The following is a 15,989-nucleotide window of genomic DNA, read 5'->3' on the forward strand; positions in this document are numbered from 1 at the left end:
CTCGCAAGCTCGCTCACTGAGGCCCCTCCGCCACCGCCACAGCAACAAGTTCGGCCGCCTGCTCGGCGGGCAACGGCTCGCCGCGCCGCAACCACAGGAAGTACTCGACGTTGCCGGACGGTCCCGGCAGCGGACTGGCAACGACCCCGTGCGCGCGCAGGCCCAGCTCGCCCGCGGCGGCCACGACCTCCAGCACGGCCTCGGCCCGCAGCTCGGGATCGCGCACCACACCGCCGGAACCCAGGCGCTGCTTGCCGACCTCGAACTGTGGTTTGACCATCGGGACCAGATCGGCGTCCTCGGCCGCGCAGGACAGCAACGCGGGCAGCACGAGGCGCAGTGAGATGAAGGACAGATCAGCGACCACGAGATCGACAACGCCGCCGGTGGCCTCCGGGTTCAACGCACGCACGTTGGTCTTGTCCAGCACCACCACACGCTCGTCGGTTTGCAGGCGCCACACCAGCAGCCCGCGCCCGACGTCGGCGGCCACCACCTGGCTGGCGCCCCTGCGCAGCAGCACGTCGGTGAAGCCGCCGGTGGAGGCGCCCGCGTCCAGGCAGCGGCGGCCGGTCACCGGCAGCTCGAACGCGTCCAGGGCACCGATCAGCTTGTGCGCCCCTCGGGAGGCCCAGTTCGGGTCCTCCGCCAGGTCGCGGATCAGCAACGGGGTGTCCGGCTCCACAGCGGTCGCGGACTTGCTGGCCACGGTGCCGCGCACGGTGACCCGCCCGTCGGCCACGAGTTGGGAGGCGTGCTCACGGGACCGGGCCAGTCCCCTGCGGACCAGCTCGGCGTCCAGCCTCGCCCGGCGAACCACGGCCGCTCAGACCCGGTCGACGGCCGACAGCGCGTCGGTCAGCGCAGCGTGCACCGCCTCGAACCGCGCGGGATGCTCGGCCACGTCCAGGTGGTCGAGTTCCTCCAGCCGTGCCACGGCGTGGTCGATCGGCGCCAGCGGGCTGGGCGGCGGTCCGGGAACCGGCGGGTGACTCATCGGACTTCTCCCGTACAGCGGGTGTCGCTTTCGGACCTTGTTAACGCTAGCCGATTTTCAGTAGTTCCAGAGCGGCAGCTGCGCCCGGGCCCTCGGCCAGCACCTGTGGGCAGCCTCCACCCGCCGCCCACCAGGCGGAGCACAGTGCGCGCAGCAGCGCAACCGGGTCCCCGGAGCCCTTGGCGATCAGCCGGGTGCCGTCCGCCTCCACGTGCCAGCCGGGCTGCTCCCCGATCTCCACCTCGGTCACGGGACGGAGCAGTCCGCGCAGGTCGGCGGCCAGGTAGCGGGGCCGTTCCTGGGGCGTGGCGGCCAGCAGCTGGGCCGGGGTGCAGACCCCGGTCAGTACGAGCAGCGCGTCCAGGCCGGCGGTGCTGGCTCCCGCGATGTCGGTGTCCAGCCGGTCGCCGACCACCAGCGGCCTGCGCGCGTCGGCCGAGCGGACCGCCTGGTCCATCAGCGGGCGCGCGGGCTTGCCCGCCACGATCGGCTCCTGCCCGGTGGCCGCGCGCAGGGCCGTCACCATGGAACCGTTGCCGGGCAGCTCCCCGCGCTCGGTGGGCAGGGTGGCGTCCACGTTGCTGGCCACCCACAGCGCGCCCGCCCGGATCGCCAGGCACGCCTCGGCCAGGTCGCGCCAGCCGGTGTCCGGGGAGTGGCCCTGCACCACGGCGTCCACCGGGCCGCTGAACTCCCGCACCGTCCTGAGCCCGACCGCGGTGACCTCGTCGACCAGGGCCTGCGCGCCGACCACCAGCACGGTGGCCCCGGCGGGCAGGTGCTCGGCGAGCACGGCGGCTGCGGCCTGCGAGCTGGTGCTCACCTCGGGCACCTCGGCCGCGAAGCCGAGTTCGCTCAGGTGTGCGGCGACCTGCTGGGGCGAGCGCGAGGCGTTGTTGGTCACGAAGCGGACACCGACGCCCCGCTCCCGGCTCGTCCGGATCGTCGGCACCGCACCGGGCGCGGCCTCGCCGCCCCGGTACACCGTGCCGTCCAGGTCGAGCAGCAGCGCGTCGTAGGTCCCCAGCAGGTCGTCACTCACTCGGTTGTCCCCTGGCTCAGTTCGACCGCGCGCTCCGAGGCGTCGGTCTCCTCGTCCTCGTCGGCCTCGGCGGCGTGCATGAACCAGCGCACGGCCTCCTCGGTGCGGCCCGCCGCCTCCAGGTTGTCCGCGTAGGCGTAGAACAGCCGCGCGCTCCACGGGTCGGTGCGCGCCGGGTCCAGGTCCTCGCCCTGCAACGCCACCACCGAGGCGTCCAGCTGGCCCATGTCGCGGCGGGCACCGGCCACCACGATCTTCAGCTCGATGGACTCCGCCTTGGACAGCGGCAGCCCCGCCGACTCGCGGGCCAGTTCGATGGCCCGCTCCGGGCGGCCCAGCGCCCGCTCGCAGTCGGCCATCACCGCGATGTGCCCGGGGCCGTTGGTCATGCGCCGCGCGGCGCGCAGCTCGGACAGCGCCTCGGCCCACTCACCAGCGTGGTAGGCGGTCAGGCCCGCCGCCTCACGGACCAGGCCGACACGGGCGGCACGAGTCCGCGCGTAGCGGGCGTGCTCCAGTGCCCGCTCCGGCTCCTCGTCCACGAGCATGCCCGCGGCGACGAGGTGTGCCCCCACGGTCTCCGCCAGCGACTTCGGCAGGCTGCGCAGCTCCATGCGCGCTTCCTTGTCCAGCGCGGAGATCTCGGCGCCCTCGGGCAGTTCCGGCGCACGCAGCCGCTGGAACGCCGGGCGCTCCTCGGTCTCCGTCTCCGCGGACTGAGCCGGTTCCGAGGCTTCCTCGGCCTGCTCGACGTCCTGCTGCTCCGGGGTTTCCTGGACCTCCACGGCCTCAGCGGACTCGGTCTCAACGGCCACGGCCTCGACCGGTTCGGTCTCGACCGCGCTCACGGCCTGCAGCTCGACCTGCTCCTGCTCGGGCTCGAACCTCTTGGCCGCGCGCTCCGTGCTGGTGTGCCGGGGCTTGCGGTCCCGGTCCTGGCGCGGCTTGCGGTCCTGGTCGAACTGCTTGCGCCCGTCCGAACGCGGCTTCCAGTCGTCACGACGCGGACGGTCGCGGTCACCGAACTTGGGGCGGTCGCTGTTGTAGCGAGGCCGGTCGCCGCCACGCTGATCCCGGTCCCCGAAGCTCCGCTGGGGACGGTCGCCACCGCGCTGCTGGTCACGGTCGCCGAAGCTGCGCTGCGGCCGGTCGCCGGAACGCTGATCCCGGTCGCCAAAGCTGCGCTGGGGACGGTCGCTGCCGCGCTGGTCACGGTCACCGAAACGGGGCCGGTCGCCGCGGTCGTTGTTGTAGCGCGGGCGATCTCCGCCACGCTGCTGGTCCCGGTCCCCGTAACTACGCTGCGGCCGGTCACCGAACTTGGGGCGGTCGCTGTTGTAGCGAGGCCGGTCGCCGCCACGCTGATCCCGGTCCCCGAAGCTCCGCTGGGGACGGTCGCCACCGCGCTGCTGGTCACGGTCGCCATAGCTGCGCTGGGGACGGTCACCGGAACGCTGATCCCGGTCGCCGTAACCGCGCTGCGGGCGGTCGCTGTTGTAACGAGGCCGGTCACCGCCACGCTGGTCGCGATCGCCGAAGCTGCGCTGCGGACGATCCCCGTAGCTGCGCTGGGGACGGTCGCTGCCGCGCTGGTCACGGTCACCGAAACGGGGCCGGTCGTCCGAGCGCTGCGGTCGGTCACCGAAGCTGCGCTGTGGGCGGTCGCTGTTGAACCTGGGACGGTCGCCGCCACCACGCTGGTCGCGGCCGCCAAAGCTCCGCTGGGGACGATCACTGTTGTAGCGCGGGCGGTCGCCACCGCGTTGCTGGTCACGATCCCCGTAACTGCGCTGGGGGCGGTCGCCGCGGTCGTTGTTGTAGCGCGGGCGATCTCCGCCACGCTGCTGGTCCCGGTCGCCGAAGCGAGGACGGTCGCCGCCCCGCTGGTCGCCGCCAGACCGGCTCGGCCGACCGTCACGGTTGTCCTCGCGCCAGGTACGGCCGCCGCTACCGCCCTGACGGTCCCGTCCTGCAGCGCCCTGGTGACGGTCACCACTGGACCGCCGATCACGATCGCCACCGCGCTGCGAGCGGCCACCTGCCTCATAACCGCCGGAACGCTGCTGCCGGTCACCCTGACCGCGCTCACGATCGCCGGGACGCTGCCCGAACCTGGACACTGAGAACCTCCTAGACACGACAGAAACCCGAGGAGGGGGCTTGGGGACACGATATGCGTATCAACCCACAGCCCCCTCCTCGGGGAAGAATGTTCGGCAGCGTCCTACTCTCCCACACCCTCACGAGTGCAGTACCATCGGCGCAGGAGGGCTTAGCTTCCGGGTTCGGAATGGGACCGGGCGTTTCCCCTCCGCCAACACCACCGAAACACTATGAAATTACCACCACACCACACCCACCACAGCCAAAGGCCGATCAGGGTGATGCCGGTTGGTTCTTTCAGAACCACACAGTGGATGCGTAGCACCTTCGTAGTCAAGTCCTCGGCCTATTAGTACCAGTCAACTCCACACCTCACGGTGCTTCCATCTCTGGCCTATCAACCCAATCGTCTCTTGGGGGCCTTAACTCACAAGGAGAGGGAGATCTCATCTTGGAACAAGCTTCCCGCTTAGATGCTTTCAGCGGTTATCTCTTCCGAACGTAGCCAACCAGCCATGCTCCTGGCGGAACAACTGGCACACCAGAGGTCCGTCCATCCCGGTCCTCTCGTACTAGGGACAGCCTTCCTCAAATCTCCTACGCGCACGGCGGATAGGGACCGAACTGTCTCACGACGTTCTAAACCCAGCTCGCGTACCGCTTTAATGGGCGAACAGCCCAACCCTTGGGACCTACTCCAGCCCCAGGATGCGACGAGCCGACATCGAGGTGCCAAACCATGCCGTCGATATGGACTCTTGGGCAAGATCAGCCTGTTATCCCCGGGGTACCTTTTATCCGTTGAGCGACGCCGCTTCCACCAGCCAGCGCCGGATCACTAGTTCCGACTTTCGTCCCTGCTCGACCTGTCAGTCTCACAGTCAAGCCCCCTTGTGCACTTGCACTCAACACCTGATTGCCAACCAGGCTGAGGGAACCTTTGAGCGCCTCCGTTACCCTTTGGGAGGCAACCGCCCCAGTTAAACTACCCACCAGGCACTGTCCCTGAACCAGATCATGGTCCGAGGTTAGACACCCAGAACGACCAGAGTGGTATTTCAACGATGACTCCACAGCCACTGGCGTGACCGCTTCACAGTCTCCCACCTATCCTACACAAGCCGAACCGAGCACCAATACCAAGCTATAGTAAAGGTCCCGGGGTCTTTCCGTCCTGCCGCGCGTAACGAGCATCTTTACTCGTAATGCAATTTCACCGGGCCTGTGGTTGAGACAGTCGAGAAGTCGTTACGCCATTCGTGCAGGTCGGAACTTACCCGACAAGGAATTTCGCTACCTTAGGATGGTTATAGTTACCACCGCCGTTTACTGGCGCTTAAGTTCTCAGCTTCGCCCCGAAAGGCTAACCGGTCCCCTTAACGTTCCAGCACCGGGCAGGCGTCAGTCCATATACATCGTCTTGCGACTTCGCATGGACCTGTGTTTTTAGTAAACAGTCGCTTCTCGCTGCTCTCTGCGGCCGCACAGCCCTAGCCCGCACGGGGCTTCAAGCCACACGGCCCCCCTTCTCCCGAAGTTACGGGGGCATTTTGCCGAGTTCCTTAACCACAGTTCACCCGAACGCCTCGGTATTCTCTACCTGACCACCTGTGTCGGTTTGGGGTACGGGCCGCATAAACACTCGCTAGAGGCTTTTCTCGGCAGCATGGGATCACTCTACTTCGCCTCAATCGGCTACGCATCACGTCTCAGCCTAACATCAGGACGGATTTGCCTATCCCGATAGCCTACACGCTTACACCAGTATTACCACTGACTGGCGGAGCTACCCTCCTGCGTCACCCCATCGCTTGACTACTACCGGATCGGATCCCGCGCAATCACTACCTCATCCGAAGACTTGGTAGCTCTCGGGCGGTTAGCATCACCGGCCTCACCATGGACGCGTTTACACGGGTACGGGAATATCAACCCGTTGTCCATCGACTACGCCTGTCGGCCTCGCCTTAGGTCCCGACTTACCCTGGGCGGATTAGCCTGGCCCAGGAACCCTTGGTCATCCGGCGGACGAGTTTCTCACTCGTCTTTCGCTACTCATGCCTGCATTCTCACTCGCGTGGCCTCCACGGCTAGGTTCCCCTGCCGCTTCATCGCCCACACGACGCTCCCCTACCCATCCACACGACTGGACCCCACCCGAAGGTGAAGCCGATCGATGTGTGAATGACACAGCTTCGGCGGTGTGCTTGAGCCCCGCTACATTGTCGGCGCAGGACCACTTGACCAGTGAGCTATTACGCACTCTTTAAAGGGTGGCTGCTTCTAAGCCAACCTCCTGGTTGTCTGGGCGACCCCACATCCTTTCCCACTTAGCACACACTTTGGGGCCTTAGCTGGTGTTCTGGGCTGTTTCCCTCTCGACTACGAACCTTATCGCCCGCAGTCTCACTGCCGCACTCTCACTTGATGGTATTCGGAGTTTGGTTGACTTCAGTAAGCTTGTAGGCCCCCTAGGCCATCCAGTGCTCTACCCCCACCAAGAAACATGCGACGCTGCACCTAAATGCATTTCGGGGAGAACCAGCTATCACGGAGTTTGATTGGCCTTTCACCCCTAACCACAGCTCATCCCCCAGGTTTTCAACCCTGGTGGGTTCGGGCCTCCACGCGGTCTTACCCGCGCTTCACCCTGGCCATGGCTAGATCACCCCGCTTCGGGTCTAGAGCACGCGACTATATCGCCCTATTCGGACTCGCTTTCGCTACGGCTACCCCACACAGGTTAACCTCGCCACGTACCGCTAACTCGCAGGCTCATTCTTCAAAAGGCACGCCATCACCCCTGCAACGGAGGCTCTGACGGATTGTAAGCACACGGTTTCAGGTACTATTTCACTCCCCTCCCGGGGTACTTTTCATCTTTCCCTCACGGTACTAGTCCGCTATCGGTCACCAGGGAGTATTTAGGCTTAGCGGGTGGTCCCGCCAGATTCACAGCAAATTCCACGAGCTCGCTGCTACTTGGGATCACTACAAGGAAGACAGCATGTTTTCGCGTACGGGACTATCACCCTCTACGGTCCAGTTTCCCAAACTGATTCCACTAACACACTGTTTTCTGACTCCCCATCCGGTCAGCAGCCCGGATCAGTAACGTCCCACAACCCCGCCAACGCAACCCCTGCCAGGTATCACACGTCAACGGTTTAGCCTCATCCGTTTTCGCTCGCCACTACTCACGGAATCACGGTTGTTTTCTCTTCCTGTGGGTACTGAGATGTTTCACTTCCCCACGTTCCCTCCACACACCCTATATATTCAGGTGCGGGTGACCCCACATGACTGAGGCCGGGTTTCCCCATTCGGACACCCTCGGATCACAGCTCGGTTGGCAGCTCCCCGAGGCTTTTCGCAGCCTCCTACGTCCTTCATCGGCTCCTGGTGCCTAGACATCCACCGTGTGCTCTTAACAACTTGAACACAAAGATGCTCGCATCCACTGTGCAGTTCTCAAAGAACAACCAGAAACCCACCCACTACTGAGACACCTGACCACGCACCCGGCGCGACCCGTTTGACCTCGAGGCAGATCCTGTGACTGAAAGACACACCAAGCGTGTTCTCTCAGGACCCAACAGCGTACTGACAGCAGCTCCCACCCCCACCCGGCCCGTTCCACGCCCACCCCGAAGGGCGAGCAGTACTAGGCGCCTAGGTGACGACCTGACCACTGCATCTAGCCAGCATCCACACTATTGAGCAACCATCCGACGATCGTTCGCCGCCGGCATGGTCCTCCACGCTACCCCGGAGGGCAGGTGTCGGGAGTGCTCCTTAGAAAGGAGGTGATCCAGCCGCACCTTCCGGTACGGCTACCTTGTTACGACTTCGTCCCAATCGCCAGTCCCACCTTCGACCGCTCCCCCCCTTACGGGTTGGGCCACGGGCTTCGGGTGTTACCGACTTTCGTGACGTGACGGGCGGTGTGTACAAGGCCCGGGAACGTATTCACCGCAGCGTTGCTGATCTGCGATTACTAGCGACTCCGACTTCACGGGGTCGAGTTGCAGACCCCGATCCGAACTGAGACCGGCTTTCTGGGATTCGCTCCACCTCACGGCTTAGCAGCCCTTTGTACCGGCCATTGTAGCATGTGTGAAGCCCTGGACATAAGGGGCATGATGACTTGACGTCATCCCCACCTTCCTCCGAGTTGACCCCGGCAGTCTCCCATGAGTCCCCGCCATTACGCGCTGGCAACATGGAACGAGGGTTGCGCTCGTTGCGGGACTTAACCCAACATCTCACGACACGAGCTGACGACAGCCATGCACCACCTGTGCACCGGCCACAAGGGAGCCTACATCTCTGCAGGTTTCCAATGCATGTCAAGCCCAGGTAAGGTTCTTCGCGTTGCATCGAATTAATCCACATGCTCCGCCGCTTGTGCGGGCCCCCGTCAATTCCTTTGAGTTTTAGCCTTGCGGCCGTACTCCCCAGGCGGGGCGCTTAATGCGTTAGCTACGGCACGGAAGTCGTGGAAGACCCCCACACCTAGCGCCCACCGTTTACGGCGTGGACTACCAGGGTATCTAATCCTGTTCGCTCCCCACGCTTTCGCTCCTCAGCGTCAGTATCGGCCCAGAGACCCGCCTTCGCCACCGGTGTTCCTCCTGATATCTGCGCATTTCACCGCTACACCAGGAATTCCAGTCTCCCCTACCGAACTCAAGTCTGCCCGTATCGACTGCAAGCCCACAGTTAAGCTGTAGGTTTTCACAGTCGACGCGACAAACCGCCTACGAGCTCTTTACGCCCAATAATTCCGGACAACGCTCGCACCCTACGTATTACCGCGGCTGCTGGCACGTAGTTAGCCGGTGCTTCTTCTGCAGGTACCGTCACTCGCGCTTCGTCCCTGCTGAAAGAGGTTTACAACCCGAAGGCCGTCATCCCTCACGCGGCGTCGCTGCGTCAGGCTTTCGCCCATTGCGCAATATTCCCCACTGCTGCCTCCCGTAGGAGTCTGGGCCGTGTCTCAGTCCCAGTGTGGCCGGTCGCCCTCTCAGGCCGGCTACCCGTCGTCGCCTTGGTAGGCCACTACCCCACCAACAAGCTGATAGGCCGCGGGCCCATCCTACACCGCCGGAACTTTCCACCCCACGACATGCGCCGCGAAGTCATATCCGGTATTAGACCCAGTTTCCCGGGCTTATCCCAGAGTGTAGGGCAGGTTGCCCACGTGTTACTCACCCGTTCGCCGCTCGTGTACCCCGAAGGGCCTTACCGCTCGACTTGCATGTGTTAAGCACGCCGCCAGCGTTCGTCCTGAGCCAGGATCAAACTCTCCAATAAGGTTTTGTTTGATCGAGACTAGTACAAACTGGCATTCAAACCAGTCATAACCATCTCAAAGGAACCCACTAAGGGGTTATTCATTCAAGTACTGGCTATTACAGTACGCTGTTGAGTTCTCAAAGAACACACGCACACCATCTCGCGTCCGATTGCTCGGTCTTGATCCGGGGCTTGATGTTTCGAAGCTTAGCCGGTCCGTTCGCTCCAAGCAAATCGGCCCCTTGCGGGGTTTCGATCCTCTTGGGTTCGTCCCGGAGTGTCAGGCTCGTCCTCGGGGCTTCTCGGCCGTCCCAGTCCGTGTTGCGCTGACAGAGAGAAAGTTACGCGGCGGAGAACGAGAAGTCAAATCGCGCGCTCGACCGCATCGACGGAGCGGAAGTCCCAGCTCAGAGGCCCTCCGCGCCGTCGACACCCACGCTAGACCACCACTTCGACGCCCGCAGTGTGACGGCGGCCACGTCGAATGACGATCCAGCGCCCGTGCAGCAGGTCCTCGCTGGTCGGCTGCCAGCCCTCGTCGGCGACCTTCTCGTTGTTCACGTACGCGCCCCCCTCCTTCACGGTCCTGCGGGCGGCGCTCTTGCTGTCGACCAACCCGGAGCTCACCAACAGGTCGACGATCGTCGGCTGGTCGGCGAGCCGGGCCTGCCCGGTCGGCGCCTCGGCCATGGCGGCGTCCAGCGTGGCCGCGTCCAGCTCGCGCAGCTCACCCCTGCCGAACAGGGCCTGGCTGGCGGTGACCACCTGGCGGGTCTGGTCGGCGCCGTGCACCAACGTGGTGAGCTCCTCGGCAAGCCGGCGCTGGGCCGCCCGCAGGTGCGGGCGCTCCGCGGTGTCCTGTTCGAGGGCGACCAGCTCGTCCTGCGCGAGGAAGGTGAACATGCGCAGATAGTTCAGGGCGTCGGAGTCGCCCACGTTCACGAAGTACTGGTACCAGGCGTACGGCGAGGTCATGGCCGGGTCCAGCCACAGGTTGCCGCCGCCGGTGGACTTGCCGAACTTGCGGCCCTCCGAGTCGGTGACCAGGGGCACCGTCACCGCGTGCACCGAGCGGGCGTCCACCCGCCGGTTCAGGTCCACCCCGGCCACGATGTTGCCCCACTGGTCGGCGCCGCCGATCTGCAGCGCGCAGCCGTGCTTGCGTGCCAGCTGGAGGAAGTCGTTGGCCTGCAACAACATGTAGCTGAACTCGGTGTAGGAGATGCCGTCGGTCTCCAGCCGCCGCTTGACGGTCTCCCTGGACAGCATGGTGTTCACCGAGAAGTGCTTGCCCACGTCGCGCAGGAACTCGGTGACCGGCAGGTTGGCGGTCCAGTTGGCGTTGTTCTCCACCAGCGCGCCGGTCGGGCCGTCGTCGAAGTGCACGAAGCGCTCCAGCTGGCCGCGGATCCGGTCGGTCCACTCGGCGACGGTGTCCACCGAGTGCATGCTGCGCTCCCCCACGTCGCGGGGGTCGCCGATCAGCCCGGTCGCGCCGCCCGCGAGCACGATCGGCCGGTGCCCCGCCTGCTGGAACCGGCGCAGGCCGAGCAGCGGGATCAGGTGGCCGGCGTGCAGGCTGGGCGCGGTCGGGTCGAAGCCCGCGTAGAGGGTGAGCGGACCGAGGTCGAGATCCTTGCGCAGCGCGTCGAGATCGGTGGACTGCGCGATCAACCCGCGCCAGGACAACTCGTCGAGGATGTGCTCACTCACGGGACGAATTGTCGCCTACCTGGTCAAAGCAGTTGTGGGCGGGACTCGGCGGCCCCAGAGCGGGACTCGCGCGCCACAGGACGGGACTCGCTCGCCTGAGAGCGGGACTAGCCGTCAGGGGCGGGTTCGGCGGCGGCCACCGCGCCGGCAGGTGCTGACGGCGGGCGAGTCGTCCACCCAGAACCGCCAGGGGCGGTCCATGGCGGTGGCCACACCCACGCGGGGACCAGCGTGGATCTGCTCGGGCGGCACCGGGTCGCCGGCGAACAGCCGCACCGGTGAGGCCGGGTCCAGCAGGTGCACGCCGTTGTTCTCCCGGCTCAGGCCCAGCACGGTGGTCAGCTTCGCGGGGCCCTTGGCCAGTTCCACGTCGCTGCGGGCGGCCCGGCGCCGCAGGCGCGCCGACTCCACGCCGGTGACCACCTCGCCCGCGCGCAGCAGCACCGCGCCGGGCACGCCGTCGGTCAGGCACACGATGTTGGCGCAGTAGTGCATGCCGTACACGAAGTACACGTAGAGGAACCCGGGCGGCCCGAACATCACGTCGTTGCGCGGGGTCCGGCCCCGGTAGCAGTGCGAGGCGGGGTCGTCACCACCCCGGTACGCCTCGACCTCGACCAGCCGCACGCCGATCGGCCCCTCGGGACCGTCCACCTCCATGACGCAGCCGAGCAGGAGCTTGGCCGCGACCACGGGGTCCACGGCCAGCTCCTGCTCGGTGAGCATGCGGCGGGTCAGTTCCACAAGAGCGCACCCTAACGGCGAGTACCGGGCTCCAACCAGACGCGCTGGTCCTTGATCCGCGTCACAACGCGCTCCAGCTGCTCGGCGACCCGCGCCGGGGCGGTGCCGCCGTGTCCGTCGCGGGAGGCGATCGACCCAGCCACCGTGAGCACCTCGCGGACCTTGGCGGTCAGGTGCGGGTTGACCTGGGCCAGCTCGGCGTCGGTCAGCTCGTCCAGGCCGACACCGCGGCCCTCGGCCACCCGCACGCACTCCCCGGCCGCCTCGTGCGCCACCCGGAACGGCACGCCCTCGCGGACCAGCCACTCGGCGATGTCGGTGGCCAGGGTGAACCCGGCGGGGGCCAGTTCGGCCATCCGCGCGGTGTCGAAGCGCAGCGTGCCGAGCATGCCGGCGATCGCGGGCAGCAGCAGCTCCAGCTGGGCCACCGAGTCGAACAGGGGCTCCTTGTCCTCCTGGAGGTCCCGGTTGTACGCCAGCGGCTGGGCCTTGAGCGTGGCCAGCAGGCCGGTCAGGTTGCCGATCAGCCGCCCGGACTTGCCCCTGGTCAGCTCGGCCACGTCCGGGTTCTTCTTCTGCGGCATGATCGAGCTGCCGGTGGCCCAGGCGTCGTCGAGCACCGCGTAGCCGAACTCGGCGGTGGTCCAGATGATCACCTCTTCGGCGATCCGGGACAGGTTGACGCCCAGCATGGCCAGGCAGAACGCGATCTCCGCCGCGAAGTCCCTGGAGGCGGTGCCGTCGATGGAGTTCTCCACCGGGGCGGCGAAGCCCAGTTCGGCGGCGACCTTCGCCGGGTCCAGGCCCAGCGAGGAACCGGCCAGTGCGCCGGAGCCGTACGGGGAGACCGCGGCGCGGGCGTCCCAGTCGTGCAGCCGGTCCACGTCGCGCAGCAGGGACTGGGTGTGCGCGAGCAGGTGGTGCGCGAGCAGCACCGGCTGGGCGTGTTGCAGGTGCGTGCGGCCCGGCATGACGGCGCCGAGGTGCTCGGTGGCCTGCGCGACCAGGGCTTCTACCACGTCCAGGGTGCCCGCGGCAACCCGGCGGGCCGCGTCGCGCAGCCACATCCGGAACAGGGTGGCGACCTGGTCGTTGCGGGAACGGCCCGCGCGCAGCTTGCCGCCCAGCTCCGTGCCCGCGCGTTCGAGCAGACCGCGTTCCAGGGCGGTGTGCACGTCCTCGTCGGCGAGGGTCGGGGTGAACGCCCCGGAAGCCACGTCGGCCTCCAGGGCGTCCAGCGCGGCGAGCATGCGCTCCAGCTCGTCGGCGGTGAGCAGTCCCGCGTTGGTGAGCACGCGGGCGTGTGCCCGCGACCCGGCGATGTCGTACGGCGCCAGCACCCAGTCGAAGTGCGTGGACGCGCTCAGCGCCGCCATCGCGTCGGCCGGTCCACTGGCGAACCGGCCGCCCCAGAGCTTGGTCATTTGTTCAGATCCCTCTTCGCCGCGATCTTGCTTGGCAGGCCCCACAGCTGTACGAAGCCCTTGGCCAAGGACTGGTCGAAGCTGTCGCCCTCGTCGTAGGTTGCCAGGTTGAAGTCGTACAGCGACTCCTCGCTGCGCCGACCGCTGACCACGGCCCGGCCGCCGTGCAGCACCACGCGGACCTCGCCGGTGACGTGCTGCTGGGTCTGCTCGATGAAGGCGTCCAGCGCGTCCTTGAGCGGGGAGAACCACAGGCCGTCGTAGACCAGTTCGCCCCAGCGCTGCTCGACCTGTCGCTTGAACCGGGCCAGGTCGCGCTCCACGGTGACGCTCTCCAGCTCCTGGTGCGCCGTGATCAGCGCGATGGCGCCGGGGGCCTCGTAGATCTCCCGGCTCTTGATGCCCACGAGCCGGTCCTCGACCATGTCCAGCCTGCCAACGCCCTGGGCGCCCGCCCGCCGGTTGAGCTCCTGGATCGCCTGCAACACGGTGACGGTCTCGCCGTCGATGGCCACCGGCACGCCCCGGTCGAAGGTGATGACCAGCTCGTCGGCGTCACGCGGCTCGGCCGGGTCACAGGTGTAGGAGTAGACCTCCTCGATCGGGGCGTTCCAGATGTCCTCGAGGAACCCGGTCTCCACGGCCCGGCCCCACACGTTCTGGTCCACCGAGTACGGGGACTTCTTGTCCACGTCGATGGGCAGGTCGCGCTCCTGCGCCCAGACGATGGCCTTCTCCCGGGTCCAGGCGAAGTCGCGGACCGGGGCGAGCACCTTCAGGTCGGGGGCCAGCGCCCCGATGCCGACCTCGAAACGGACCTGGTCGTTGCCCTTGCCGGTGCAACCGTGGGCGACGGTGGTCGCGCCGTGGTACTTGGCGGCCTCGGCCAGGTGCTTGACGATCACCGGCCGGGACAGGGCGGACACCAGCGGGTAGCGGTCCATGTAGAGCGCGTTGGCCTGGAGGGCGGGCAGGCAGTACTCCTGGGCGAACTCCTCGCGCGCGTCGGCCACCACGGCGTCCACCGCGCCGCAGGCAAGGGCCCGCTCGCGGATGGTCTCCAGGTCCTCGCCGCCCTGCCCCAGGTCCACCGCCACGGCGACGACCTCGGACCCGGTCTGCTCGGCGATCCAGCCGATGGCCACAGAGGTGTCCAGCCCACCGGAGTAGGCCAGGACAACCCGGTCACTCATTGCCTTCTCCTTGCGGTGTAACAAAGTTGTTCGTACCCGCGGCGAGCGCGGTGAAGCGGTCGGCGAGCTGGGCCCCGGTGAGGGGCTCGCGGGCCACGATGATGATCGTGTCGTCCCCGGCGATGGTGCCGACGACGTCGTGCAGCGCGGCCCGGTCCAGCGCGCTGGCCAGGAAGTGGGCCGCTCCCGGTGGGGTGCGCAGCACGGCGAGGTTGCCCGAGGAGTCGGAGGAAACCAGTAGTTCGCCGAGCAGCCGGGTCAGCCGGGTGGTGCCGCCCTCCACGGCGCGCACCGGGCTGCCGTCCTCGGGGATGACGTAGATCGGCGCCCCGCCGTCCGCGCCACGCAGCTTGACCGCGCCGAGCTCGTCCAGGTCACGGGAGAGCGTGGCCTGGGTGGTCTCGATGCCCTCCGCGGACAGCATCTTGGCCAGTTCGGACTGGCTGCGGATGGCCCGCTGGGACACCAGCTCGACAATGCGGCCCTGCCGCGCGGCACGAGTGGTGGGTGCGCTCATCGTCGCTCCTCGCTGGCGCGCGCAAGCTCGCTCATCGGTAGTCCTCGTCCAACAGCCAGGCCAGCAACGCCTTCTGCGCGTGCAGGCGGTTCTCCGCCTCGTCCCACACGGCGCTGGCCGGTCCGTCGAGCACCTCGTCGGTGATCTCCCAGCCGCGGTGCGCGGGCAGGCAGTGCAGCACGATGGCGCCCGGCGCGGCCCGCTCCAGCAGCTCGGCGTTGACCTGGAGCTTGCGGAAGGGCCCGACCCGGTCCTTGCCGTCGTTCTCCTGGCCCATGGAGGTCCAGGTGTCGGTGACCAGCACGTCGGCGCCCTCCACGGCGGCGGCCGGGTCGGTGAGCACGGTGGCGCTGCCCCCGGTGTCGGTGGCGCGGTGCTTGGCGTCGAGCACCACCTCCCGCAACGGCTGGAAGCCGTCCGGGGCGGCCACCCGCACGTGCATGCCCGCGGTGGTGCCGCCCAGCAGCAGGGAGTGCGCCATGTTGTTGGCCCCGTCGCCGAGGTAGGTGACGGTGAGCCCGGCCAGCCTGCCGTGCCGCTCGCGGATGGTCATCAGGTCGGCCAGCACCTGGCAGGGGTGGAACTCGTCGGTCAGCGCGTTGACCACCGGGATGCGCGAGGCGGAGGCCATGGCCTCCATGCGCTTCTGCGCGAAGGTCCGCCACACCACGGCCTGCACGTACCGGGAGAGCACCCGCGAGGTGTCCTCGATGGTCTCCTCGCGGCCCAGCTGCATGCTGCGGCCGTCCACGATGACCGGGTGCCCGCCGAGCTGGCTGATCCCCACGTCGAAGGACAGCCGGGTACGGGTGGAGTTCTTCTCGAAGATCGCCGCGACGGACTTGCCCGCCAACGGCTTGTGCGCCAGGGGTTCGGCCTTGAGCTTGTCGGCCAGGTCGAGCACGTGGGCCTGTTGCTGGGGGCTCAGGTCGTCGTCACGCAGGAAGTGCAGTGGCAT

At 66.9% G+C, this 15,989-nt stretch carries 10 protein-coding genes, 3 rRNA genes and 1 pseudogene; 1 reads left to right on the forward strand and 13 read right to left on the reverse strand.

Annotated elements, in window-relative coordinates:
* Positions 1-13 precede the first annotated feature (13 nt).
* From KALB_RS31645 to KALB_RS47075, 4 genes are read right to left on the reverse strand one after another with little or no spacing between them, the layout of a single operon-like run.
* Entirely contained in the window at positions 14-820 is an 807-nt protein-coding gene (locus KALB_RS31645) for a TlyA family RNA methyltransferase (protein ID WP_025359691.1), read from the reverse strand.
* 6 nt (positions 821-826) lie between these two features.
* The gene (locus KALB_RS48325; RefSeq protein WP_169743541.1) at positions 827-997 is read right to left on the reverse strand and encodes a hypothetical protein; all 171 of its coding nucleotides are present in this window, start codon (positions 995-997) and stop codon (positions 827-829) included.
* Positions 998-1,043: 46 nt separating this feature from the next.
* Positions 1,044-2,039: an HAD-IIA family hydrolase gene (locus KALB_RS31650; RefSeq protein WP_025359692.1), complete on the reverse strand. Its 996-nt coding sequence runs from the start codon at positions 2,037-2,039 to the stop codon at positions 1,044-1,046.
* Positions 2,036-2,887 (reverse strand): tetratricopeptide repeat protein, encoded by an 852-nt coding sequence (locus tag KALB_RS47075; protein WP_169743542.1) that lies wholly within the window; start codon positions 2,885-2,887, stop codon positions 2,036-2,038. Before KALB_RS47075 ends, KALB_RS31650 begins: the two co-directional genes overlap by 4 nt.
* Before the next feature lie 63 nt (positions 2,888-2,950).
* Between KALB_RS47075 and KALB_RS47080 the strand changes: the two genes are divergently transcribed.
* Positions 2,951-4,162 carry a hypothetical protein gene (locus tag KALB_RS47080; RefSeq protein WP_025359694.1) on the forward strand — a complete coding sequence of 404 codons (1,212 nt, stop codon included), beginning with the start codon at positions 2,951-2,953 and terminating at the stop codon, positions 4,160-4,162.
* An 88-nt stretch (positions 4,163-4,250) separates the two neighbouring features.
* Here KALB_RS47080 and rrf read toward each other — a convergent pair.
* The 9 genes and pseudogenes from rrf to argF form a co-directional block, all read right to left on the reverse strand.
* Positions 4,251-4,367, reverse strand: a 5S ribosomal RNA gene (gene rrf / locus KALB_RS31665).
* Positions 4,368-4,471: 104 nt separating this feature from the next.
* A 23S ribosomal RNA gene (locus KALB_RS31670) occupies positions 4,472-7,583 on the reverse strand.
* A gap of 358 nt (positions 7,584-7,941) precedes the next feature.
* Positions 7,942-9,458 (reverse strand): 16S ribosomal RNA (locus tag KALB_RS31675).
* The 16S, 23S and 5S rRNA genes sit together here, the layout of an rRNA operon.
* Before the next feature lie 420 nt (positions 9,459-9,878).
* Positions 9,879-11,153 (reverse strand): tyrosine--tRNA ligase, encoded by a 1,275-nt coding sequence (gene tyrS, locus KALB_RS31680; RefSeq protein ID WP_025359695.1) that lies wholly within the window; start codon positions 11,151-11,153, stop codon positions 9,879-9,881.
* Positions 11,154-11,267: 114 nt separating this feature from the next.
* Entirely contained in the window at positions 11,268-11,879 is a 612-nt protein-coding gene (locus KALB_RS31685) for a DNA-3-methyladenine glycosylase (RefSeq protein ID WP_030107924.1), read from the reverse strand.
* 29 nt (positions 11,880-11,908) lie between these two features.
* Entirely contained in the window at positions 11,909-13,321 is a 1,413-nt protein-coding gene (gene argH, locus KALB_RS31690) for an argininosuccinate lyase (RefSeq protein WP_025359697.1), read from the reverse strand.
* The gene (locus KALB_RS31695) at positions 13,318-14,514 is read right to left on the reverse strand and encodes an argininosuccinate synthase (RefSeq protein WP_025359698.1); all 1,197 of its coding nucleotides are present in this window, start codon (positions 14,512-14,514) and stop codon (positions 13,318-13,320) included. Before KALB_RS31695 ends, argH begins: the two co-directional genes overlap by 4 nt.
* Positions 14,507-15,034, reverse strand: a pseudogene (locus KALB_RS31700) (arginine repressor); the annotation flags it as partial. The pseudogene KALB_RS31700 and the gene KALB_RS31695, both read right to left, overlap by 8 nt.
* A gap of 28 nt (positions 15,035-15,062) precedes the next feature.
* Positions 15,063-15,989, reverse strand: coding sequence for an ornithine carbamoyltransferase (gene argF / locus KALB_RS31705; protein WP_025359700.1), 927 nt, complete (start codon positions 15,987-15,989; stop codon positions 15,063-15,065).

The sequence above is a fragment of the Kutzneria viridogrisea DSM 43870 genome (assembly GCF_000525635.1).
In the GTDB taxonomy this organism is placed as follows: Bacteria; Actinomycetota; Actinomycetes; order Mycobacteriales; family Pseudonocardiaceae; genus Kutzneria; species Kutzneria viridogrisea.

Coding starts and splice junctions, on each gene's coding strand:
- KALB_RS48325 (WP_169743541.1), bottom strand. CDS start 997: ATGAGTCACCCGCCGGTTCCCGGACCGCCGCCCAGCCCGCTGGCGCCG.
- KALB_RS31685 (WP_030107924.1), bottom strand. CDS start 11,879: ATGCTCACCGAGCAGGAGCTGGCCGTGGACCCCGTGGTCGCGGCCAAG.
- argH (WP_025359697.1), bottom strand. CDS start 13,321: ATGACCAAGCTCTGGGGCGGCCGGTTCGCCAGTGGACCGGCCGACGCG.
- KALB_RS31695 (WP_025359698.1), bottom strand. CDS start 14,514: ATGAGTGACCGGGTTGTCCTGGCCTACTCCGGTGGGCTGGACACCTCT.
- argF (WP_025359700.1), bottom strand. CDS start 15,989: ATGCCACTGCACTTCCTGCGTGACGACGACCTGAGCCCCCAGCAACAG.